Annotated in this window: 20 protein-coding genes; 12 read left to right on the top strand and 8 right to left on the bottom strand. The window is 56.4% G+C overall.

What is annotated here, in order from left to right; genetic code table 11:
• Positions 1 to 3: 3 nt before the first annotated feature.
• Genes FJ695_RS03330 through FJ695_RS03310 form a run of 5 tightly spaced genes read right to left on the bottom strand, consistent with a single transcriptional unit; the run spans position 4 to position 3,028 of the window.
• Complete coding sequence (locus FJ695_RS03330) at positions 4 to 1,107, bottom strand: energy transducer TonB (protein ID WP_141184118.1); 1,104 nt, start codon at positions 1,105 to 1,107, stop codon at positions 4 to 6.
• Positions 1,104 to 1,502, bottom strand: a complete 399-nt coding sequence (locus tag FJ695_RS03325) for a biopolymer transporter ExbD (RefSeq protein ID WP_141184117.1) — start codon at positions 1,500 to 1,502, stop codon at positions 1,104 to 1,106. Before FJ695_RS03325 ends, FJ695_RS03330 begins: the two co-directional genes overlap by 4 nt.
• Before the next feature lie 8 nt (positions 1,503 to 1,510).
• Positions 1,511 to 1,891, bottom strand: coding sequence for a biopolymer transporter ExbD (locus FJ695_RS03320; RefSeq protein WP_141184116.1), 381 nt, complete (start codon positions 1,889 to 1,891; stop codon positions 1,511 to 1,513).
• Positions 1,881 to 2,594, bottom strand: coding sequence for a MotA/TolQ/ExbB proton channel family protein (locus FJ695_RS03315; RefSeq protein WP_141184115.1), 714 nt, complete (start codon positions 2,592 to 2,594; stop codon positions 1,881 to 1,883). The genes FJ695_RS03320 and FJ695_RS03315 overlap by 11 nt, the downstream gene beginning before the upstream one ends.
• Before the next feature lie 11 nt (positions 2,595 to 2,605).
• On the bottom strand, positions 2,606 to 3,028 hold the full coding sequence (locus tag FJ695_RS03310) for a hypothetical protein (protein ID WP_141184114.1): 423 nt from the start codon (positions 3,026 to 3,028) through the stop codon (positions 2,606 to 2,608).
• 530 nt (positions 3,029 to 3,558) lie between these two features.
• Here FJ695_RS03310 and FJ695_RS03305 point away from each other — a divergent pair.
• Positions 3,559 to 4,275, top strand: coding sequence for a response regulator transcription factor (locus FJ695_RS03305; RefSeq protein WP_141184113.1), 717 nt, complete (start codon positions 3,559 to 3,561; stop codon positions 4,273 to 4,275).
• Between the two features lie 12 nt (positions 4,276 to 4,287).
• Here the strand turns inward: FJ695_RS03305 and FJ695_RS03300 are convergent, their stop codons facing one another.
• Both FJ695_RS03300 and FJ695_RS03295 read right to left on the bottom strand, forming a co-directional pair.
• Positions 4,288 to 5,640 (bottom strand): hybrid sensor histidine kinase/response regulator, encoded by a 1,353-nt coding sequence (locus FJ695_RS03300; protein ID WP_141184112.1) that lies wholly within the window; start codon positions 5,638 to 5,640, stop codon positions 4,288 to 4,290.
• Positions 5,637 to 6,833 carry an FIST N-terminal domain-containing protein gene (locus tag FJ695_RS03295; protein ID WP_141184111.1) on the bottom strand — a complete coding sequence of 399 codons (1,197 nt, stop codon included), beginning with the start codon at positions 6,831 to 6,833 and terminating at the stop codon, positions 5,637 to 5,639. The genes FJ695_RS03300 and FJ695_RS03295 overlap by 4 nt, the downstream gene beginning before the upstream one ends.
• 226 nt (positions 6,834 to 7,059) lie before the next feature.
• Here FJ695_RS03295 and FJ695_RS03290 point away from each other — a divergent pair, with 226 nt between their 5' ends.
• The 5 genes from FJ695_RS03290 to FJ695_RS03270 all read left to right on the top strand — a co-directional run bounded on the left by FJ695_RS03290 (position 7,060) and on the right by FJ695_RS03270 (position 12,984).
• Entirely contained in the window at positions 7,060 to 7,767 is a 708-nt protein-coding gene (locus tag FJ695_RS03290) for a carbon monoxide dehydrogenase subunit G (protein WP_141184110.1), read from the top strand.
• 199 nt (positions 7,768 to 7,966) lie between these two features.
• Positions 7,967 to 8,458, top strand: coding sequence for a (2Fe-2S)-binding protein (locus tag FJ695_RS03285; protein ID WP_141184109.1), 492 nt, complete (start codon positions 7,967 to 7,969; stop codon positions 8,456 to 8,458).
• Between the two features lie 135 nt (positions 8,459 to 8,593).
• Positions 8,594 to 10,954 (top strand): xanthine dehydrogenase family protein molybdopterin-binding subunit, encoded by a 2,361-nt coding sequence (locus tag FJ695_RS03280; RefSeq protein ID WP_141184108.1) that lies wholly within the window; start codon positions 8,594 to 8,596, stop codon positions 10,952 to 10,954.
• Between the two features lie 72 nt (positions 10,955 to 11,026).
• Positions 11,027 to 11,827: a xanthine dehydrogenase family protein subunit M gene (locus FJ695_RS03275; protein ID WP_141184107.1), complete on the top strand. Its 801-nt coding sequence runs from the start codon at positions 11,027 to 11,029 to the stop codon at positions 11,825 to 11,827.
• Between the two features lie 218 nt (positions 11,828 to 12,045).
• Positions 12,046 to 12,984: a 1-phosphofructokinase family hexose kinase gene (locus FJ695_RS03270; RefSeq protein WP_141184106.1), complete on the top strand. Its 939-nt coding sequence runs from the start codon at positions 12,046 to 12,048 to the stop codon at positions 12,982 to 12,984.
• A gap of 16 nt (positions 12,985 to 13,000) precedes the next feature.
• On the opposite strand, the gene FJ695_RS28225 is transcribed toward FJ695_RS03270, so the two are convergent.
• A complete protein-coding gene (locus FJ695_RS28225; protein WP_141184105.1) occupies positions 13,001 to 13,546 on the bottom strand; it encodes a PAS and helix-turn-helix domain-containing protein in 546 nt (181 codons plus the stop codon).
• 86 nt (positions 13,547 to 13,632) lie between these two features.
• Between FJ695_RS28225 and FJ695_RS03260 the strand changes: the two genes are divergently transcribed.
• From FJ695_RS03260 to FJ695_RS03235, 6 genes are all read left to right on the top strand, one after another.
• Entirely contained in the window at positions 13,633 to 14,919 is a 1,287-nt protein-coding gene (locus FJ695_RS03260) for an acetylornithine deacetylase/succinyl-diaminopimelate desuccinylase family protein (RefSeq protein WP_141184104.1), read from the top strand.
• Positions 14,920 to 14,943: 24 nt separating this feature from the next.
• Entirely contained in the window at positions 14,944 to 16,428 is a 1,485-nt protein-coding gene (locus FJ695_RS03255; RefSeq protein WP_141184103.1) for an ABC transporter substrate-binding protein, read from the top strand.
• 243 nt (positions 16,429 to 16,671) lie between these two features.
• Positions 16,672 to 17,619 carry an ABC transporter permease gene (locus FJ695_RS03250; RefSeq protein WP_141184102.1) on the top strand — a complete coding sequence of 316 codons (948 nt, stop codon included), beginning with the start codon at positions 16,672 to 16,674 and terminating at the stop codon, positions 17,617 to 17,619.
• Positions 17,619 to 18,449 carry an ABC transporter permease gene (locus tag FJ695_RS03245; protein ID WP_141184101.1) on the top strand — a complete coding sequence of 277 codons (831 nt, stop codon included), beginning with the start codon at positions 17,619 to 17,621 and terminating at the stop codon, positions 18,447 to 18,449. The genes FJ695_RS03250 and FJ695_RS03245 overlap by 1 nt, the downstream gene beginning before the upstream one ends.
• The gene (locus tag FJ695_RS03240; protein ID WP_141184100.1) at positions 18,446 to 20,041 is read left to right on the top strand and encodes an ABC transporter ATP-binding protein; all 1,596 of its coding nucleotides are present in this window, start codon (positions 18,446 to 18,448) and stop codon (positions 20,039 to 20,041) included. Before FJ695_RS03245 ends, FJ695_RS03240 begins: the two co-directional genes overlap by 4 nt.
• A gap of 9 nt (positions 20,042 to 20,050) precedes the next feature.
• The gene (locus tag FJ695_RS03235; protein ID WP_141184099.1) at positions 20,051 to 21,505 is read left to right on the top strand and encodes an aldehyde dehydrogenase family protein; all 1,455 of its coding nucleotides are present in this window, start codon (positions 20,051 to 20,053) and stop codon (positions 21,503 to 21,505) included.
• Positions 21,506 to 21,529 lie beyond the last annotated feature (24 nt).

The raw sequence follows: 21,529 nt of genomic DNA, 5'->3' as shown, positions 1-21,529 counted from the left end.
GGCTTAACGGCGGCTTTTGAACGCAATCCGCGCTTTGAATGCGAGTTTGGTTTTGTTGATGTTTTTCGGAAACTTGGGCATGGGCGCCGCCCGCCGGACCTGGTCTGCGGCGGCCTTGTCCAAGATGGCATGGCCTGATGACCGAACAACACGGATGTTGGAGACTGATCCGGTTTTTGCCACCGTGAAAGAGACATGAACCGTTCCTTGGATCTTCTTGCGTTCGGCCTTACGCGGGTAGCGCTGGGCGCGGCGTACTTTGGAGAAAACCTTGCCCTTGTAGTTTGACGCCGCTTTGGTCCCGCCATCATTGGTCCGAGCGTTCGCCCGGCCGTTCGCATTCGAGTTGGCGGTCCTGCTGGTAACCTGGCTACCACCTTTTTGGGAGTTTCTGTCGGCGCCCTTTTTCTTGGCCTTTTTGGCCGGGTTTTTCTTCTTCTCTACAGGCTTGAGGTGTTTGACCGGTTTTATCTCCTGAACCGGCTTCACCTTCTCAACGAGTTTGGCTTCTTTGATCAGAGGTTCTGGTTTGACCGGCGGCGTTTTAACAATTGGGTTGAGCGGTTCAGCAACTTCAACCGCTTCTTCCAGGTCCGGTTTGATATCCGCAATCTCTTCCGGTTTTTGCTGGAGGGTCTCGACCTTTTCAACCGGTTTGGGAGGCGTTACTTCTTTTGTTGTGACCTGTTCTGCTTTTTCCGGCTCCGGCGTGGGCAGAATTACCGTTTCAGCCGTGACCGCTTCGATGGATGTGACGCCGGCAACAATGGGGACCGTTTCACTGACAACCGGAGTGACTGGTGCTTCAATCGGCTGGGTTTGCGTTTGAACCGGGGTTTCGACCTTGGCCACTTCAACTGGCTTTGCCTGAACGAGCTCAACCGGTTCGGTTTCCGGCTCTATTTCCTCGACCGGCTCTTCCGGCGTTATTTCTTCGACTTTACTGCCAGCTACCAGATCTTCCAAAGAGCCGATGACCGAAACACCACCGCCTTGAGAGGCGGCGATTTCGATCTCATTCGGATCCTTGGCAAAATAGGCAGAGCCGGCTCCGTGGAACAGAAAAGAGAGCGCCAATCCAGCAGCTAAGAAACGCGGAAACGTCACTGTGTGCCTCTTCTGGTAATCAAAACAATGTCTGTTCGGCCTGTGGTCTTCAGCTCCTGGAGGACTTTTTCCAAATGATCGGCGCCAAGCGTACCGTCTGCGGCGATTTTCAAGGGTTCGCCGTCTTCGGCTTCAGCCTCGCGCAACGCGACCCAATCGAGGACACCAATTTCCTGATCGCCCGCGTGCGTCTTTCCCTCCTGATCGATGATCAGGGCGCCGGTCGAGCGGATGGTTTCGTCTTCAAGGATGTTGAGTGGCGGCTCAAGTTCCCTGGCATCGTCCTTGGAGATTGATCCGGCGAACAGGAAGAAGATCAGCATCAAGAACACGACATTGATTAAAGGAATCGTGTTTTCCGGTGGTTGTCGTTTTTGGGTTCGGTTAAAGCGCATGGCAGGCCCTAATCTCCGGTGACCAGCACGGTTTTGAGACCCGTTTGACGGGCAGCAGACATGACATCGACAACATCTTGAACGTTGGCTTCAGGACCAGACCAGATCGCGACCACGACCGGTTTATCTCCAATAAGGCCGGCGAATTTCTCCACTAGTTCCGGTTTTTGCAGCTGCCTGCCATTGAGGTCGATACGCTCGGCGCTGTGAATGCGCAGGAACGCCGGTTTGACATCGGCACCACCGCCTTGCCCGCCGCTGGCAACCTCAAGGGCCTGGTAGCGGGTAAAGCTGGATGCCAGCATGAAAAACAAGAGGAGCAGAAAGATCACATCAATCAGAGATGTCAGGCCAAGCGGTTTCCGCTTCTGCCTTGCTTTAAACCGCATGCCTCGGCTCCGGAATATCCAGCGCCACCACTTCGGCAGTGCCCCGGTCAGCAACACCGCCGGTGAAGAAGGCCGTTACCAGGGCTTCCATTTCGGCTTGCTCGGCTTCGACCCGGCTGTCGAACCAGCCGACAATCGCAGACACAGGAATTGCAACGGCCAAGCCGACCGCAGTTGTCAGCAGGGCCACCCAGATACCGCCGGCGAGAACCGACGGGTCGACCGCAGCGCCAGCTCCTTGCATGGCCTGGAATGCCTCGATCATGCCAAGTACTGTTCCAAGCAGGCCAATCAGCGGAGCGGTTTGTGCGATCATATCCAGCGGACGCAAATAGGCCCGCAACACATTGATGCGCTGGATGCAGATCCGCTCAATGTCCTCTTTCAAAAGCACATGATCGACATTGGCCAGATGCGTACTGGACATCAGCTTGACCAGAACATTTGCCAAAACAGAGTTCTTTTGTTCGGCCAACGACTGAGCGTCATGGTGCTTCCCATCGAGCCACAGGGCCAATGCCGCGCGCGCACCGTTATGCCGGCCAACGCCCAGGAAGGAAAACTGCAGGACTTTCGCCAAGATGAGGCCAACCGCTACAATCGATAGGCAAAAAAGAAGAAGAACGACAGGGCCGCCCTGGTCGATCAAACCGGTAAGCGGCGCAAGGAAAGACGGCAGGGCCGCAGCAAGATATTGGGGCATTTGGTCCGCCATTACATGATGAAGTCGATGTCAGACCGGGACGAGATGCTCAGCTTGGACAGGCAGTTTGCAACGGCCGCCTTATCGGCTTCGCAAACCCGGACTTCGTTCAGAAGAACCCGGGAAATTCCGGTGCACGCGCCATTGCCGACATCATATTGGCGGACGACGGTCTTTCCCGGTGGAATGGTGCCGAAGTTGACCGCTGCATAGCCTGAGACGCCTTCAGACGGATCGAACGTAACCAGATCAAATCCGAGCGCGTCCAGGCCAGCAGCAAGATCGTTCTTGATGACAAAGGTCAGGCGGCAGGCGTCACCGGCTGTTTCCGCAGTATTCAGCTGCACGGTGATCGCCTCAGCCGATTGAGCTTGCGCACTTAAGCCCGCCAAACCAGCAAGGGCAATCAGGCAAGAAACCAGAATTTTTTTCATCCGCGTTCTCCTTTGTGCATTCGAACAAGGGTCATTGGCCAGCCGGAGCGCCGGCGTCTTGGAGGTGCACCCTTCGCAGTTTTGGAAACGTATTTGGCGGGGTTGCCGAATTTGCCGCCGATGAACCGACGCCCGATAAATGGCGCAGTACCACCGCATAGAGGACCGGATTACCACGGCCGTATCAGCGGTGTTCCGGATCTAAGTTACAGATTGCAAAGGAATTTTGATTGTCGTGGCTGTGGCAAACTGTTCCGAATTGCGTCAGAGACTATGCCTTGGCTCATCGTTCCTTACACCAAAAAGGAGCGGTATTGGAACCACTGCCACAAAAAAAACTGAACCAAAACTTCAACTTTAATCTTATGACGCAGCGGCTTCCTGCGACAGGGCAATCTCCGCGAGACTTTCATCTAAAGGACAGTTGAGTTGACATCATTCTCGAGAAACACTGATGACCTAGCTACGGTTTTGAAACGTAATACAGACCGAAATGTGCGGATCTAATTGGAGAGGGGAGGCCCACAGCCATGTCTATTGAAAGCAACGGCGCGAGCAAATTCCTGATCATTGACGATCATCCCCTGTTTAGGGAAGCATTGCACAGCGCGGTTGAGTTGGCGTATCCGAACTCTGACACGCTTGATGCGGCATCACTTGATGAAGCTAGCAGGCTTCTCAAAGATGATTCCAGTTTTGATCTGGCACTTTTAGACCTGTCCATGCCCGGAGTAAAAGGAATGGATGGCCTTCTTCACCTTAGGACCCACTATCCCCGGCTCCCGGTCGTGGTCGTTTCCGGAGCTGAAGATCCGCCGATCATCGCGCAGGTGATGGCCTATGGAGCGGCCGGCTTTATTCCGAAATCATCGAAGAAAACCACGCTCGCTAATGCCATCCAACAGGTGATGAACGGTGCTGTCTATGTGCCGGAAAACTATTGTGATGCGGCCGATGAGCCGATCGATGATGAAACCCGTAAGATGATTGAACGGCTCGCCAGTTTGACGCCGCAGCAAATCCGAGTTTTGCAGATGATCTGCAACGGCCTTTTGAACAAGCAGATCGCCTATGAGCTTTCGGTTGGCGAAACGACAGTCAAAGCGCATGTGTCCGAAATTCTGCGCAAACTGAGTGTTTCCAGCCGGACCCAGGCGGTGATTGAAGTAAAACGGCTGGAAGCATTGGGCACTGCTGACCCATTTGATGTTTTGTCCACGACAGAGGCTACGCCACCGCTTCAGTAATCGGCAGGCAGTTTATTCGCCGCCGTTGATGAGATGCGTTGCCAGTGCCCGCAGCTGAGCTGGTTTCACCGGCTTGCGCATATGTTCAACACCGAGGCTGGCCGCTTGTTCGACAACGGCTTCAGAGGCATCGGCCGTTGCAAGGATCGCCGGAACTCGGACCGGAAGAATACCGAACAAATGGACGAGGGTATCTGTGCCCAGATTGCCGAAATCCAGATGATGGTCGGCAATGATCAAGTCAGGGATCCAGCTGTTGCTATCCAGCGCTGTTAGAGCTTGATGGGTCGAACGGGCCATCTTGAAATCGCAGCCCCAGGTCGCCAGCAGCCCCTTCATAGCCTCAAGCACTGCCGGATCATTTTCCAGAACCAGGATTTTCTTGCCAGCAAGATTTGCATTTGCCGGGGCTGGAGCTGATTGGATCGACTCTCCTATCCGCACGGCTGGCGGTTCGGAGGCCCGCAGCGCGCTGATGCGGAAAATACTACCTTTGCCCGGAGCCGAATTCACCGAGACTTCATGATTGAGAGCGGTGACTAGCCGGCTGACGATGGCAAGTCCCAAACCAAGTCCGGTTCCCTGATCGAAATCACCCTCGGCCAGAGGGCCACGGTGAAATTCTTCAAATATCTTTTCCTGCTGGTCTTCCGGAATGCCGCGCCCGGTGTCGATCACCTCAATGGAAATTCGGTCGCCCTGCCGCCTTGTGCCGATTAAGACTCCCCCTTGATCGGTGTAGCGGATGGCATTTGAAATCAGGTTCTGCAGCGCGCGTCGCAACATCAGCCGGTCGGTGTAAACGCAGTCATTGGTGACGGCGACGCGCAGCCGAAGGCCTTTTTTTTCGGCGATCGGCCGGAGGTCCGACAACAGGCTGTCGAGAATTGGCGGGATCGGAACGGAGGTAAAACGCGGTGTCGTGACCCCGGCATCCAGCCGGGAAATATCCAGAAGTGTGCGCAGGAGCTCGTTCATTGTGTCCAGCGATCGCTCAACCTGGCCAACCATCGCCCGGGCTTTGTCGGACTCTTGAAGGTCATAGAGCGAAGAAATGGTCAGCTGGGCCGCATTGAGTGGCTGTAGGATGTCGTGGCTTGCGGCCGCAAGAAACTGCGTTTTTGACCGGTTGGCTTTTTCCGAAATATCCTTTTGCCGCGCCAACTCAACATTGATTTCCTCCACCCTATGCAAGGCGGATGTGAGCTCATCCGTGCGGCGCCGGATCTGCCCTTCCAAAGATATTGCCGTCTGAAACAGGGAAAAGGCGTTTCTCTGCTGATCAATCGCCTGTTCGACCCGGTTGACCAGTGCAGCGTTGATTTTTTTCAGGCGGGCCGGGTCATCAATATCGTAAAGGCTCATAAGAGTGCTCCCGGACCAGATGGGGCTCTTGCAAATGCGATCCCGGTGAATGTGTGATTGAGGTGCATCGACAGATATTGTTCGCCATAGGTGTTGAAACCGAGAACATTATACGTGTCGTAGATAGCATTGATGCGTTGGGTAGCCTGGCGGTTTTGTGCATCGATCCGGCGCAGCGCGCAATCAAACCCCAACACAAAGTCAATCCCGCCGATCTCTTTATCGACGCTTTCGAAGGCTTCCCGGGTTGAGCGGGTCATGCCGGTCGGTTCTGCAACGGTGAGCACGATGCCATCGTCGATGGCACAAAAGAAGGACAGGGACCCGTCCGGATTAACCTTTTGCACCGAGCGGCAGTAGTATTCACCGCCAACGCGGACCACCAGAGGATTGGATGCAAAACTCATTGCCGACAGCGACGAGGGATCAAGACCCACCGCCAGGGCATATTCGGAAGCCGCTTCCGCTGCATTAAATTCGTAAATGATGCGTCTTGCCGGATCCGACCGGGTGACAACGAGTTTGCGTTCCGTTGGCACAAAGTGGTCGGTTTTAAAAATCTTGAACGGCACTTTGCTGCGGCACAAAAGAACCAATGCGCAATCGTCACCGGCAGTACCGTTGAGGATCAGGGACGTTTTTGCAAACCGCATACTGTCTCCGGATGAACCGCCAAGAAGCGGAATATCTTCCAGCGCCCAGTGAAGTGCTGCGGTGACCATTTCTTCCACAACGGACAGCCCGTCGATCAGACAAATTGCGAAGGTTTCGCCCATATCTGGATATAGAGCGGAAGGTTGATGTTCTTTCTCAAAAGTCTGCCGGGCTTGTTTGACTTGTGCAACGATCCGGTCAAAGCCGATGGTCCGGATTCCATCGATCCTGATCGGCTCGATGGTAAACTGGTCTTTCGGGAACAAAATTGCCAGGCATTGGCCGGTGTCATTGCCCAAGGCGCCTATTTCCCCTGCCGTTGAACAGGCGGCATAGGAAAGTTCCGCAGCATACTGCGCCATCTGCGCTTGAATAACGTCAGCTGAAAAATTGTCTTGCGAAAAAAACAACAGACCAAGTGTGAACTGGCCGGAGGCCGCAGCAGCGCCCAATTCTGTCCAAAAAAAAGTTTCTTCTGGCCGGCTGGCTGTCAGAGCAACCACCCCGCAGCCATATCGCGTCCAGGCTTTTTGATCCAAACTGTCCTCCCAGATGCCAGCCTCCTCTTGTCTCTGGGATTGCCGTCACCACAATAAATTTGTAGCTGTTGAGCGGGAGGCTTGTAAAGGAGAGCGGAGACTCGTCTTAGGTCGCACCTTCATTCATTGATGAGGTCGTGGCCTAAAGTACAGTGTACAGGGCCGGGCCACTGTTCTTTTCTATAAGCTTCCGATTTTAAAAAAAGATCGGCTTTGGAGGGAGACAATGGAGTTATCGGGCAGTCAACTGATTCCGGCATCGCGGGATGCTGTCTGGTCTGCATTGAATGATGCGGAAGTTTTGAAGGTGTGTATCCCGGGCTGCGAGTCCTTGGAAAAAACATCTGACACGGAAATGACCGCTGCCGTGACCTCGAAAATCGGTCCGGTAAAAGCCAAGTTCAAAGGCGCGGTCACGCTCGAAAACATCAATGCACCGGAAAGCTACACGATTGTTGGCGAAGGTAAGGGCGGCGTTGCCGGCTTTGCCAAGGGATCAGCGGATGTGAAGCTGAGTGACGCCGAGGGCGGCACCTTGCTGGAATATACCGCAAAGGCGCAGGTCGGCGGCAAACTGGCGCAACTCGGCAGTCGGCTGATCGATTCCACGGCTAAAAAAATGGCTGAAGAGTTCTTTACGAAATTCTCAGAAGCCGTTGCCGGTCCGGCAGAAACGGTGGCGGAAGCCTCAGCCGGGAATGCCCAGGAGCTTGATCCAGGTGTTGCGGAAGAGGCCAAGCGTTTGGCAATGGAGGATGCGCCTGACACAGTGGTTCATGCCTTGGAGGATGCAGAACACGCTGTCGAGGAACAAATCCATAAAGCCGAAGAGAATATTGAAGCGGCGGCCGGCCGCGGTGCCTTCGGCGGGCCGATGGTCTGGGGCATGGTCGCACTGGCCGGTTTGATTATTGTTTTGGCCCTGGCCAGCTGAAATTGACCGCCGCTGCAAAGGCGGCGGTTGACCTTTGGCCCAGTGTTTTAGAAAGTTCTTGCAAGGAGGACCCGGAACCATCTGAAGTTGCTGGGTTGAGAACGGCATACAACCGGCGGAAAGCCGGAGAAATTTTGGGTCTGGGAATCCGGTTGGACGCGGGAACTTGGATCTGGAGATACCTGAGGGAGAAAAATTCATGGCGAAAGTGTCGATGGTGTTGAACGGCAAGTCCGTTTCGGCAGATGTGGAGGACCGCACACTACTGGTCGGATTTATCAGGGATGTGCGCGGCCTGACAGGAACTCATGTTGGGTGTGATACGTCGCAGTGCGGCGCCTGTGTGGTGCATGTGAACGGTAAGGCCGTGAAGTCCTGTACAATGCTTGCTGCTCAAGCAGAGGGCGCCGAAGTTGTAACGTTGGAAGGTGTTGGCAGCGCCGATAATCTGCATCCGGTCCAGGCCGCATTCCGCGAACATCACGGTTTGCAGTGCGGCTTTTGCACTCCGGGCATGATCATGAGCGCAATCGACATGATCAACCGGCATGGCGCTGGCAATCTGGATGAAAAAACCATCCGCCACGAGCTGGAAGGCAACATCTGCCGCTGCACCGGCTATCAAAACATCGTTAAGGCGATCAAATCCGCCTCCGACCAGATGGCCGGTATGGCCCAGGCCGCTGAATAAGCACAGTCAGTCACCGTTTTCGCATGCGTCTTTATGCGCATGAGAGAGACCATGGCCTGACCGTTGGTGTGCTGCCGGGAGGATAAGTGCAGCATCAGCGGACGTGGCAAGCCAGAAATTTTGAGGGAGAGAGTGATGGCAGTAGAGGGGATTGGCGCCCGCGCTTTGCGCAAAGAGGACAAGCGCTTCATCACCGGTAAGGGCCGGTATACAGATGATATGGCGATGCCGGGAATGGGCTATGCCGCCTTTGTGCGCTCGCCGCATGCGCATGCAAAAGTAACAAGCATTGATTCTGAAGCTGCTCTGGCAATGCCGGGTGTAGATGCGGTTCTAACCGGTGATCAGCTGGTGGGTGATGGGATTGGCAACCTGATTTGCGGTTGGATGATCCACTCCAAAGACGGCACACCGATGAAAATGGGTGGTTGGCGCGCTTTAGAGCCGGAAATCGTCCGCCATGTTGGCCAGGCAGTCGCTGTGGTTGTCGCCGATACGCAGGCGCAAGCCCGCGATGCTGCGGATGCGGTTGTTGTCGATTACGAAGAACTCGACGCCGTTGTTGATCCGCTGGATGCGTTGAAAGATGGCGCGCCGCAAATCCATCCGGAAGCGGAAGGCAACCTGATCTACGATTGGGAAATCGGCGACGAAGCGGCAACAAACGCAGCCTTTGAAAGCGCAGCCCACGTCACCAAGATGGAGATCCATAACAACCGTCTGGTGCCGAACCCGATGGAGCCGCGCGCTGCCCTGGCTGGCTACGACGATGCCGAAGAGCATTACACGCTCTACACTACATCCCAGAACCCCCATGTGGCGCGCTTGGTGCTCTCGGCGTTTTACGCTGTTGCGCCGGAACACAAGCTTCGGGTAATTGCACCGGATGTTGGCGGCGGCTTCGGCTCCAAGATCTACATCTATCCGGAAGAGATGGTCTGCCTTTGGGCATCCAAGAAGGTAGGACGTCCGGTGAAATGGACATCAGACCGAACGGAAGCCTTCCTGACCGATGCGCATGGCCGTGATCACCGCTCGGAAGCCGAACTGGCGCTCGATGCGGACAACAAGATCACAGGTTTCCGCGTCAAAACAGTCGCGAACCTTGGCGCTTACATGTCGCTGTTCTCGTCATCTGTTCCGACATATCTCTACGCGACATTGCTGTCGGGCCAGTACAACATTCCGGCAATCCACGCCAACGTGAAGGCGGTTTATACAAATACGACTCCGGTCGATGCCTATCGTGGAGCTGGACGTCCGGAAGCGACCTATCTGGTTGAACGCATGATGGAAACGGCCGCGCGCGAAGTCGGGCTATCCCCGGCAGAGTTCCGCCGCAAGAACTTCATCCGTGCCTTCCCGCATCAGACCCCAGTGATCATGTGTTATGACGCTGGTGATTATGACGCGACACTGGATGCGGCTCTCAAAGCTGCCGATTACGATGGCTTTGCTGCTCGTAAGGCGGAAGCGGCCTCTCGTGGCAAGCTGCGTGGCATTGGCCTTTCCTGTTACATCGAAGCCTGCGGCATCGCGCCGTCTGCGGCCGTTGGTTCGCTTGGCGCCGGTGTTGGCCTTTGGGAATCGGCCGAAGTGCGCGTCAATCCGGTTGGCACAATCGAGGTTCTAACGGGCTCGCACAGTCACGGTCAGGGTCATGAAACAACCTTTGCCCAGCTGATCAGCGAGCGTTTCGGTCTCGACACCGATGCTGTCTCCATTGTCCATGGCGACACGGACAAGGTTCAGTTCGGCATGGGCACCTACGGCTCGCGTTCCGGCGCGGTTGGCATGTCGGCGATCGTCAAGGCGCTCGACAAGGTCGAATCCAAAGCCAAGAAGATCGCAGCTCATCTGATGGAAGCGTCCGAAGGGGATATCCAGATCGAGGGCGGCGAACTGAAAGTTGCTGGTACTGATAAGAAGCTGACCTTCACTGAAGTGGCGCTAGCCGCTTATACGGCCCACAACCTGCCGGAAGGCATGGAGCCGGGTTTGAAGGAAGGCGCTTTCTATGATCCGACCAACTTCACCTTCCCTGCAGGCACCTATGTCTGTGAGGTGGAGATTGATCCGGATACCGGTAAAACGGAAATCGTCAACTTCACCGCTGCCGATGACTTCGGCAAGATCATCAATCCGATGATCGTGGAAGGCCAGGTGCACGGCGGCATCACGCAAGGTATCGGTCAGGCGTTGCTTGAAAACGCGGCCTATGACGAAACCGGCCAGCTGCTGACAGCGTCCTACATGGATTACACCATGCCGCGTGCTGACGATGTGCCGTCCTATCAGCTGTCAACCCATGTCACCGAATGCCCGGGCAACCCGCTAGGCATGAAGGGCTGCGGCGAAGCTGGGGCAATCGGCTCTCCACCGGCAGTGATCAATGCGATCACGGACGCGCTGGGGTCCAATGACCTGACCATGCCGGCAACGCCGGAGCGGGTCTGGGCTCTGGCTCAGTCCGGCATGAAGCAGGCGGCCGAATAAGGCTCAAAGGCAAATCATTCCGGGCGGCGTGTGCCGCCCGCTCAATCGATAATTTTTTGGGGAGACCCTAAAATGTATGAAACAACCTATCACCGGGCCGGTTCTGCCGCCGAAGCTGCCGACCTTCTGGCTAAGGCCAAAGACGGCAAAATTTTGGGTGGCGGCCAGACCTTGCTGCCGACCATGAAGCAGCGCTTGGCGGCACCATCCGATCTGGTGGATGTGACCAATATCGCTGAGATGAACGGCATTTGCGCTGATGGCGACGGTGTCGCGGTCGGCGCTGCTACAACCCACGCGGAGGTCGCCTCCAGCGACATCGTTCAATCAAAACTTCCAGGGCTTGCTGCGCTTGCAGGCGGTATTGGTGATCCGGCTGTCCGCCACATGGGCACCATTGGCGGCTCTATCGCCAACAACGATCCGGCGGCTGACTATCCGTCTGCTTTGGTGGCTCTGGGCGCGACCGTCGTCACCAGCAAGCGGGAACTCTCCGCCGAAGACTTTTTCACCGGCATGTTTGAAACCGCGCTTGATGAAGATGAAGTTGTGGTCTCGGTGAAGTTTCCAGCAGCACAGAAAAGCGCTTATGCCAAATACCCGAACCCGGCGTCGCGCTATGCCATGGCCGGTGTTTTTGTTGCCAAAGGCGGAGACGGCTCGGTCAAGGTAGCGGTCACCGGCGCCGGCCAGGACGGTGTGTTCCGGATGAACGATATGGAATCAGCACTCACCAGCAACTGGTCTTCTGATGCTGTGGCCGGAATTGCGCCGAATGCGGACGATCTCCTATCTGATCTGCACGGCTCGGCAGCATATCGCGCCAATCTGGTCACTGTCATGGCCAAACGGGCGGTGGCTGCTGCTGGGTGATAACCGGTGCTCAGCCCTTGGGTACGTGCTGTCCCGGTCTTGAGCCGGGATCTCATCGAGGGTGACCCCGGCGCGAGGCCGGGGAAGCACTAGGTGAGTTTTTGAGGTGCTAAACCCCTCTCCTTCCTGGAGAGGGGTTTTCTTTTGCGCGTTTCCCCGCACTTGAGTTCCTATTTGAACTTCTGCAATACAGATTTGACAGAAGCGAAACGGATCCCATGACCAAAGTTCTTTGCATCGCACTTAATCCGACAATCGATGTCTCCTGTGACGCTGAGCGGGTGCAGTCGATGCATAAGACCCGCACCACCAATCAGCGGCAGGATCCAGGTGGTGGTGGGGTTAATGTGGCGCGGGTGATTTCGGAACTCGGCGGTAAGCCTGACCTTGCTTATCTCTCTGGCGGCGCGACCGGTGTCCTTCTGGACGCGTTTTTGAATGAGACCGGGATCAAGTTGCATCGTTATTCAATAGAATACCCGGTCAGGATGGCCTTTGCCGTTCACGAGGAAACCTCCGGGATCGAATACCGGTTTGTGCCCGAAGGACCGGAAGTGACGAGTGGTGAGCTTCAGCCGGTGTTTGATCTCGTAGCGCAAACGGATGCGGATTACGTGGTTGCCAGTGGTTCTCTGCCGCGAGGAATTGCTGAGGACACCTACGCAAAGATGGGGGCGATCGTTGCAGGACGCGGCGCACGTTTTGTTGTCGACACGTCTGGACCGGCCTTGAAGGCTGCACTCGATAAGGGCGGTGTCTTTCTGTTCAAACCCAGCCTCGGAGAGCTTGAAAAACTGGCTGGCCGGTCGCTGGATGAAGAAGGTGTGCGGAGTTTCGCGCAGGAGCTTGTCGGCAAGGGCGCTGCGGAAAACATTGCCGTCACGCTGGGAACGAAAGGTGCGCTGCTGGTCAACGCCAATCAGGCAATGCGGGTTCCGGCGCTGCATGTGTCGGCAAAGTCGGCGGTCGGCGCTGGCGACAGTTTTGTCGGTGCGATGGTTTGGTCCTTGATCGAAGGGAATTCGATTGGAGAGGCTTTCCGGCTTGGTGTCTCAGCGGGGGCAGCCACCGCCCTAACGTCCGGCACAGAACTCTGCCGCCGGGCGGATGTGCTGTCGCTCTATGAGACGGAGAAAGCCGGGCGCGGGACAAGATAAATATCTCGGTTCGCCACTACCCAGAAAGTCCAGACAAACGTGCAAGTAAAACCGCGACGTTTTTGACCTGAAATTTTTTTAAAAGCCGGGCGCGGACATCCTCGATTGTTCGTGGGGAGAGACCCAAATCTCTGGCAATCTCTTTGCTGGTTTTGCCCTGTGAAAGGAGCAACAGCACTTCCCGCTCCCGGTTGGTCAGTTGCGGACCGCTGTTCTTGTCTTCAATTACCGCAAAACTGAGAACCGCCTGGGCGAGCGGGTCCTCCGGGGTCAAGGTGCGGGCGCGGAAACGGCACCAAATCCGGGTCCCATCAGCGCAACGCATCAGCCGTTCATCCGAATAAGGCAAAGACTGGCGCAAAGGCTCAAGCCCGATATCGCGAACTTGGTGGAACTCCTGATCCGTCCCATACAACAGCCGGAAACTCTGGCCGATCAAATCAGCCTTCTCATAACCAAACATCGCCGCAAACGTGGCGTTGCAGCTGCGGATGATGCGATGTTCCGTCAGTGCGAGGCCCATTGGGGCGTGGTCAAACGTCAGTTGATCAAAGTCGTTCATAGGTCACCGTGTTTATACGGTATAGGCACCGTATACCGGACATAGCATAGTTATTACACCTAATGTGAATAATGAGCGCGCTACGAATGCAGCAAGCTGACCAACTGATCCGGGAAATTGACGGCCGGCGCGACGATCTCATCGCGCTGACTCAGGATCTTTTGCGCATTCCAACGCTCAATCCGCCAGGCGAAAACTACCTGGACATTTGCGAATATCTTGGCAAACGGCTGGGCGGTAAAGGCTTTGGCATTGAGCTGATCCGTGCCCATGGCGCCCCGGGAGACAGCGACAAATACCCACGCTGGAATGTCATCGCCCGCCGCGAGGGAACGCGTGCGGGTGAATGTGTGCATTTCAACAGCCATATCGATGTGGTCGATGTCGGTCATGGCTGGACCAAAGATCCTTTTGGCGGCGAACTGGAAGACGGCAAGATATATGGCCGCGGCGCGTGCGACATGAAGGGCGGTCTGGCTGCCAGCATCATTGCCGCTGAGGCCTTTCTGGCCGTCTGTCCTGATTTTTCCGGCGCCATCGAAATCAGCGGCACAGCGGATGAAGAATCCGGCGGTTATGGTGGTGTCGCTTATTTGGCCCAAAAAGGCTATTTCAACCCGGATCGGGTGCATCATGTGATCATCCCCGAACCCCTCAACAAGGACCGCATTTGCCTTGGTCACCGGGGCGTCTGGTGGGCGGAAGTCGAAACCTATGGCGAGATCGCCCATGGATCGATGCCGTTCCTGGGAGACTGCGCGGTTCGTCACATGGGGGCCGTCTTGGATGAAATGGAAGAGAGGCTCTTTCCGGCACTTGCGGAAAAACGCACCGAAATGCCGGTCGTTCCGGAAGGTGCGCGCCAATCCACGTTGAATATCAATTCGATCCACGGCGGTCAGGCGGAAGGTGAAGCGGATTTCACTGGATTGCCAAGCCCCTGTGTTCCAGACAGCTGCCGGGTTGTTCTCGACCGCCGTTTCCTGATGGAAGAAAACATCGAAGATGTTCAGGCTGAAGTCATGGATGTCTTGAAAACCGTCGAAAGCCGGAGGGACGATTTCCGCTACGATGTGCGCGAGTTGCACAGGGTGTTGCCGACCATGACCGACAGAGACGCACCGGTGGTCAAGACGGTCGCAAACGCAATTGAAGAAACCATGGGCAAACAGGCGGAATATGTCGTCAGCCCAGGCACCTACGATCAAAAGCATATTGACCGGATCGGCAAACTCAAAAATTGTATTGCCTATGGACCCGGCATTCTGGATTTGGCGCACAAACCAGATGAATATGTCGGCGTTGATGACATGCTCGATTCCGCGAAAGTGATGGGACGGTCGCTGATCGAGCTCTTGGCAAAGCCGCAGTAAACGAGACGGCAAAGGGGAGTAGCTATGCATTTGGGAAAACTTGGCACAGGTCTGATCAGCGTACTGGCGTTGACCGCCGGTATGGGATTGGCACATGCAAAAAGCGACATCACCGTGGCCATGCAGCTGGAGCCACCGCATCTCGATCCGACCAGCGCAGCCGCGGGTGCAATTGACTCGGTTCTGTATTCGAACGTTTTTGAAGGTCTGACCCGCTTTGGTCCCGACGGATCGGTCAATCCGGGCCTTGCTGAGAGCTGGACCATTTCAGATGACGGCAAGACCTATACATTCAAGTTGCGGTCCGGCGTGAAGTTCCACGATGGTTCGGACATGACCGCCGAAGATGTGAAATTCAGCCTCGACCGGGCCCGGTCCGATGATAGCCAGAATGCACAAAAGGCGCTGTTCTCGGGGATTGAGGCTGTTGAAGCTGTCGACCCGCAGACGGTGAAAGTCATGCTTTCGGCTCCGAACGGCAGCTTCCTGTTCAACATGGCTTGGGGCGATGCGGTGATCGTCGCGCCGGAATCCATTGAGAACATCAAGACCAATCCAATCGGCACTGGTGCATTCAAATTTTCCAATTGGGTTCAGGGCGACAAGATCGATCTTGAAAAAAATGGCGATTACTGGGGCACACCAGCCAAGCTGGACAATGTGACCTTTAAGTTCATCTCCGATCCGACCGCGGCCTTTGCCGCCGTTATGGCCGAAGACGTCAATGCCTTTGTCGGCTTCCCAGCTCCGGAGAACCTGCCGCAGTTTGAAGCCGATCCGCGTTTTCAGGTGCTGGTGGGGTCGACCGAAGGTGAAACCATCCTGTCGACCAACAACAAGCAACCGCCGCTCGATGATGTAAAGGTCCGCAAGGCCATCGCGCATGCAATCGACCGGCAAGCCATCATCGATGGTGCTATGTTCGGGTATGGCACTCCGATTGGGTCACACTTTGCGCCGCATAATCCGGACTATATCGATCTGACCGGCAACAGCGCTTACGATCCTGAGCTTTCCAAAAAACTGCTTGCCGAAGCTGGCCATGCAGATGGGTTCAAAACAACCCTGAAACTGCCGCCACCGTCCTATGCCCGCCGCGGCGGTGAGATCATTGCCGCACAGCTGCGCGCCGTTGGCATTGAGACAGAAATCTCCAATCTGGAATGGGCGCAGTGGCTGGAGCAGGTGTTTAAGGGCAAGGACTATGGCCTGACCATCGTCAGCCACACCGAGCCGATGGACATCGGCATCTATGCCCGTCCGGAATACTATTTCCAATATGACAACAAGGACTTCCAAAAATTGATGGAAGACCTGACGGCGGAAAACGATCTGGAAAAACGCTCCGGTCTGTTGAAGCAGGCGCAGGAGATGATCTCCAACGACTACGTCAACGGTTATTTGTTCCAGCTGGCATTCCCGACGGTCGCCAACGCCAAGATCCAGGGTCTTTGGAAAAACCAGCCGACCCAGGCAACCGACCTGACAGCGGTTTATTGGGACAAGTAACCGGTCGTGAAGAATTAGCTTCGGTAAGTTCTCTCCCCACAGGGACACGAAGCTAACTGCAGCCTTGAGGGGTGGAGTTACATCGGGCGTACCGGTCATCCCTCAAGGCGACCTTTCAAGCCTTTTCAATCGGAAAGTGATTGAAATAAAGCAACACTGAATATCCCGGACCATCCTTGATACGGATTCGAATCTAGCCCATGGCCGGGCGCCAAAAACCGCCGGCAGCCCAACAGAAAGTCCATGCTCCATTATTTCCTGAAACGACTGTTGTCTCTTGCGCTGAGTCTGGTTGCTGCTTCGGCGGTGATCTTTCTGGCACTCGAAGTCGTGCCGGGAGACCCAGCTGCTTACATGCTCGGCCTGAATGCACAGGAAGACACGCTTGCAGCGCTTCGGGAAGAACTGGGGCTGAATGGAACGATACTGGAGCGATATTTGTCCTGGGCCGGCGGGCTTTTGAGCGGCGATTTCGGCGTTTCTTATACCTACCGGACACCGGTTGCCGAGATGATCGGTGAGCGCTTGTGGGTGTCTTTACCGCTGGCGCTTTATGCATTGACCTTGAGTACATTGATTGCCTTTCCGGCCGGGATATGGGCCGCGTCCCGAAGGGGAACTGCGGTGGATGCATCCGTGATGGGTGTGACACAGCTTGGTGTGGCCATCCCGAATTTCTGGTTCGCCATGCTTATGGTGCTGGTTTTTGCCATCAATCTGCGCTGGTTTTCCGCCGGTGGGTTTCCGGGATGGGATGCCGGTTTTTTCGCTGGCATGAAGGCACTCACCTTGCCCGCGATTGCCTTGGCATTGCCGCAAGCCAGCATATTGACACGCGTCATGCGTTCCAGCCTGCTCGATACCCTCGGTGAAGACTTTATTCGGACAGCCAGGGCCAAAGGCCTCACCAAAGGTCAGGCGTTGTGGCGCCATGCGGTGCGTAATGCACTGATCCCGGTTTTGACCATCCTTGGTCTGCAGTTTTCCTTCCTGCTCGCTGGCGCGATCATCATCGAAAATGTCTTCTTCTTGCCAGGCCTTGGCCGGCTGGTGTTCCAATCGATCAGCGCCCGCGATCTCATTGTCGTTGAAAGCGTGGTCATGCTGCTGGTGTTTGCGGTCATCATCGTCAACTTCGCGGTCGACATGGCCTACGCCTGGGTCGACCCGCGCCTTAGGAGACGGCGCTGATGGGCATCTTTCTGCACAGCCGGACGCTTCTCCCCGGCCTCCTCCTAACCGTTTTGTTTGTAAGCGCGGCGCTGATCAGTCTCGTATGGGTGCCCTACGACACAACCGTTCTGAACATCGCCAACCGGATGAAGCTGCCGAGTTGGGCACATCTTCTCGGCACTGACCAGTTCGGCCGGGATATCCTCAGTATGATCATGGTTGGTGCGCGCACCTCCATTGCCGTTGCCCTTGTCGCCGTGGGCATTGGTATGATTATCGGCGTGCCGCTCGGATTGGCTGCCGCCGCCCGCAAGGGGGGCTGGCTGGATGAAGTCATCATGCGCGCCAATGACCTGGTGTTCGCTTTCCCGAGTCTTTTGATTGCGGTCATGATCACCGCCGTCTTCGGCGCGTCCGCGCTCAATGCCATCATCGCGATCGGGATCTTCAACATTCCGGTGTTTGCCCGCCTGACACGCGGTGCGGCGCTGTCGCTGTGGAACCGGGATTACATTCTGGCGGCGCGCGTAGCGGGCAAAGGCCCGGCGAGGATCTCCCTGGAACATATCTTGCCGAATGTCGCGAACTTGCTGATCGTTCAGGGCACGATCCAGTTCTCTCTCGGTATCCTGGCGGAAGCGGGATTGAGCTACGTTGGTTTGGGTGCTCAGCCGCCGACGGCCAGCTGGGGCCGCATGTTGGCTGACAGCCAGACGATGATTTCGCTCGCCCCGCATCTGGCATTGTTCCCTGGCCTGGCGATCCTCTTGACCGTGCTCGGCCTCAATCTTATGGGCGACGGTCTGCGCGATCTTCTCGATCCGAAACTCAGGAGGGCGCGCACATGAGCCTTCTGACGATCGAAAATCTGTCGCTGGAAATTCACGGTCAGCCGGTCCTTAAAAGCGTGTCGATGAAGGTCGCCCCGGGCCGGATCCTGGGTGTGATCGGCGAGAGCGGCTCGGGCAAATCCATGTCAGCTTTCAGCGTCATGCAGCTCTTGCCGAATGGGACCACCAGTTCGGGCAAGATTACGCTTGCCGGGCAGGACATTTTGGCGCTGAGCGAAGCAGAACTCTGCCGTATCCGGGGGCGGGATGTCGGCATGGTGTTCCAGGAGCCGATGACAGCGCTCAATCCGCTGAAGACCATCGGTGCGCAGGTCGCCGAAACCATTTTGGTGCATGAAAAGGTCTCCAAATCCGAAGCAATGGCGCGGGCAGCCGAGGCTCTGCGCCGGGCCGAACTGCCGCAGGACAAGTTTCCGCTCAGCCGCTATCCTCATGAGCTCTCCGGCGGACAGCGTCAGCGTGTGGTGATCGCAATGGCGATAGCCTTGCGGCCGAAGCTGTTGATCGCCGATGAGCCAACGACCGCACTCGACGTCACCACCCAAGCGCAGATTTTGGAACTTCTAAAAAAGCTGGTGTCCGAAGATGGCATGGGCTTGATGCTGATTAGCCATGATCTGGCTGTGGTCGCCGATCTTGCCGACGATCTGGTGATCATGAAGGACGGTGAAGTGGTGGAAAGCGGTCCAGCAGAAACGCTTTTCCGCACCATGCAGCATCCCTATTCCAAAGCCCTTCTGGAGGCGTCCGGTCATGTGCCGGAACGGGAAGGGTTGGTTCAAGAGACGCCGCTTTTGAAAGTCCAGAACGTGGTCCGCGATTATGTCAGCCACACCCATGGCTGGTGGGGCAAGACTGTTCATTTCCGCGCCGTAAACAACGTCAGTTTTGAAATCAAAAAGGGCGAGAGCCTCGGCCTTGTTGGGGAATCCGGCTGCGGCAAGTCCACGCTGACCCGGGCCATTTTGGGGCTAGAGGACGTCCAGGGCGGTGAGATCTCGTTCGACGGCCAACCGGTCTTCACCGAACACCATGCCAATATTGCAGTCCGCCGCAGGATGCAGGTGGTGTTTCAAGATCCCTACAGCAGTTTCAATCCACGCTGGAAGGTCGAGCGGCTGGTCACCGAACCGTTCCACTTACTGGATACGCCGCCGAAAGGCGCTGAGCGGGACGCCGCCATTGCCGAGGCGTTGGAAAGCGTTGGGCTCACTGCGGACGACCGCCATAAATACATCCATGAATTCAGTGGCGGCCAGCGCCAGCGGATCGCGATTGCCCGAGCGCTCATCATCAAACCGGATCTGATCATCCTGGATGAGGCGGTGTCCGCGCTTGACGTTTCTGTCCGCGCCCAGGTTTTGGATCTTCTGGCGGATTTGAGTGATCGGTTTGATCTCACCTATCTCTTTATCAGCCATGACCTTTCTGTCGTCCGCTCGATCACCGACCGGGTGATGGTGATGAAATCAGGCGAAATCGTTGAAGAAGGCCCAACAGGCGCCGTCTTCGACGCGCCCAAACACGATTACACCAAACAATTGGTCGCCGCCGCGCCGGTTCTTCCGGCCGATATTAATGCGGCCTGAGGAGGAACGATGCGCAACGAGTTGGATCTCTGGTTTGATCCGGCCAAGTGCCTGATCAACGGTGAATGGACGGCGCCTGCAGGCGGCGGAACGCTGCCGCTGTTCAACCCGTCGACCGGCGAAGAAATCGGTGAGATTGCCCGCGGTACATCTGAAGACATCGACGCCGCTGTTGCTGCTGCGGAAGCCGCTCGGAACGGCGTTTGGGGCAGGACATCGGCGGTGGAGCGCGGCCGGATCCTGTTCAAGCTGCGGGAGTTGGTGCTGGAGAAGGTCGAGGATCTGGCGCGGATCGAGGCAATGGATGTCGGCAAGCCGCTCAAACAGGCGCGCGCCGATGCGGTTGCCCTTGCGCGTTATTTGGAGTTTTACGGCGGTGCGGCGGACAAGCTCCATGGCGAAACGATACCTTATCTCGACGGCTACACCGTCTATACTTTGCGCGAGCCGCATGGCGTAACCGGACACATCGTGCCTTGGAACTATCCGATGCAGATCATCGGCCGGTCCATCGGTGCAGCGCTTGCGACCGGCAACACTTGTGTTCTGAAGCCGGCCGAAGATGCCTGCCTGACAGCCCTTGCTTTTGCCGATCTTGCTAAGGCAGCCGGTCTGCCGGATGGGGTGGTAAATGTGGTTCCAGGTCTCGGGGCAGAGGCGGGCGCCGCACTCTCCGCGCATCCGGGGATTCATCACGTCAGTTTCACCGGGTCCGTCGCGACAGGCGTGCATGTGCAGATGGCGGCGGCGAAGAATGTCATTCCTGTCACCTTGGAACTCGGCGGAAAGTCACCGCAGCTTGTCTTTGATGATGCTGATCTGGAGGCGGCTCTGCCGTTCTTGGTGAATGCCGGCATTCAAAATGCGGGTCAAACCTGTTCGGCCTCCTCGCGTATCCTGGTTCAGCGCGGGCTTTATGATCAGGTCGTTGAGCGCATGGCCGGCCGGTACGGCGATCTGAAGGTAGGGCCGGCGCTCTCCGATCTTGACGTCGGTCCGCTAATTTCGGCCAAACAGCAGGGCATCGTCTCCAGCTTCATCGACCGGGGTGCGGATCTGGAAAAGGCCGCCGAAAGTGTTTTGCAGGATGCGCCGGAAGGCGGCAGCTACGTGACGCCAACGCTGTTCGCTGGGGTTAAGCCGGACCATGTCCTCGCCAGGGATGAGATTTTTGGACCGGTGCAAGTGATCATTCCGTTCGACGATGAGGATGAAGCGGTCGCGATTGCTAACGGCACGGACTACGGCCTTGTTGCCAGCATCTGGAGCCGGGATGGCGCCCGGCAGATGCGGCTGGCGAAGAAAATCCGTTCTGGTCAGGTCTTCATCAACAACTACGGCGCGGGCGGCGGTGTCGAGCTGCCCTTCGGCGGCATGGGCAAATCTGGCCACGGCCGGGAAAAGGGCTTTGAAGCACTCTACGGCTTCACCTCACTTAAGACCGTCGCGGCCTATCACGGCTGAGTTTCAAAACGATAATTGATTTAA

This window comes from Labrenzia sp. PHM005 (assembly GCF_006517275.1).
Taxonomy (GTDB): Bacteria; Pseudomonadota; Alphaproteobacteria; order Rhizobiales; family Stappiaceae; genus Roseibium.
Note: the sequence above shows the minus strand (reverse complement) of the source record. Positions and strands in the feature narration are given on the sequence as shown.

Bases quoted from the DNA above. Each gene is read 5' to 3' on its own strand.
- FJ695_RS03245 (WP_141184101.1), top strand. From the start codon at position 17,619: ATGGGCATCTTTCTGCACAGCCGGACGCTTCTCCCCGGCCTCCTCCTA.
- FJ695_RS03240 (WP_141184100.1), top strand. From the start codon at position 18,446: ATGAGCCTTCTGACGATCGAAAATCTGTCGCTGGAAATTCACGGTCAG.
- FJ695_RS03250 (WP_141184102.1), top strand. From the start codon at position 16,672: ATGCTCCATTATTTCCTGAAACGACTGTTGTCTCTTGCGCTGAGTCTG.
- FJ695_RS03275 (WP_141184107.1), top strand. From the start codon at position 11,027: ATGTATGAAACAACCTATCACCGGGCCGGTTCTGCCGCCGAAGCTGCC.
- FJ695_RS03325 (WP_141184117.1), bottom strand. From the start codon at position 1,502: ATGCGCTTTAACCGAACCCAAAAACGACAACCACCGGAAAACACGATT.
- FJ695_RS03310 (WP_141184114.1), bottom strand. From the start codon at position 3,028: ATGAAAAAAATTCTGGTTTCTTGCCTGATTGCCCTTGCTGGTTTGGCG.
- FJ695_RS03320 (WP_141184116.1), bottom strand. From the start codon at position 1,891: ATGCGGTTTAAAGCAAGGCAGAAGCGGAAACCGCTTGGCCTGACATCT.
- FJ695_RS03260 (WP_141184104.1), top strand. From the start codon at position 13,633: ATGCAGCAAGCTGACCAACTGATCCGGGAAATTGACGGCCGGCGCGAC.
- FJ695_RS03300 (WP_141184112.1), bottom strand. From the start codon at position 5,640: ATGAGCCTTTACGATATTGATGACCCGGCCCGCCTGAAAAAAATCAAC.
- FJ695_RS03255 (WP_141184103.1), top strand. From the start codon at position 14,944: ATGCATTTGGGAAAACTTGGCACAGGTCTGATCAGCGTACTGGCGTTG.
- FJ695_RS03285 (WP_141184109.1), top strand. From the start codon at position 7,967: ATGGCGAAAGTGTCGATGGTGTTGAACGGCAAGTCCGTTTCGGCAGAT.
- FJ695_RS03305 (WP_141184113.1), top strand. From the start codon at position 3,559: ATGTCTATTGAAAGCAACGGCGCGAGCAAATTCCTGATCATTGACGAT.
- FJ695_RS03280 (WP_141184108.1), top strand. From the start codon at position 8,594: ATGGCAGTAGAGGGGATTGGCGCCCGCGCTTTGCGCAAAGAGGACAAG.
- FJ695_RS03290 (WP_141184110.1), top strand. From the start codon at position 7,060: ATGGAGTTATCGGGCAGTCAACTGATTCCGGCATCGCGGGATGCTGTC.
- FJ695_RS28225 (WP_141184105.1), bottom strand. From the start codon at position 13,546: ATGAACGACTTTGATCAACTGACGTTTGACCACGCCCCAATGGGCCTC.
- FJ695_RS03315 (WP_141184115.1), bottom strand. From the start codon at position 2,594: ATGCCCCAATATCTTGCTGCGGCCCTGCCGTCTTTCCTTGCGCCGCTT.
- FJ695_RS03235 (WP_141184099.1), top strand. From the start codon at position 20,051: ATGCGCAACGAGTTGGATCTCTGGTTTGATCCGGCCAAGTGCCTGATC.
- FJ695_RS03270 (WP_141184106.1), top strand. From the start codon at position 12,046: ATGACCAAAGTTCTTTGCATCGCACTTAATCCGACAATCGATGTCTCC.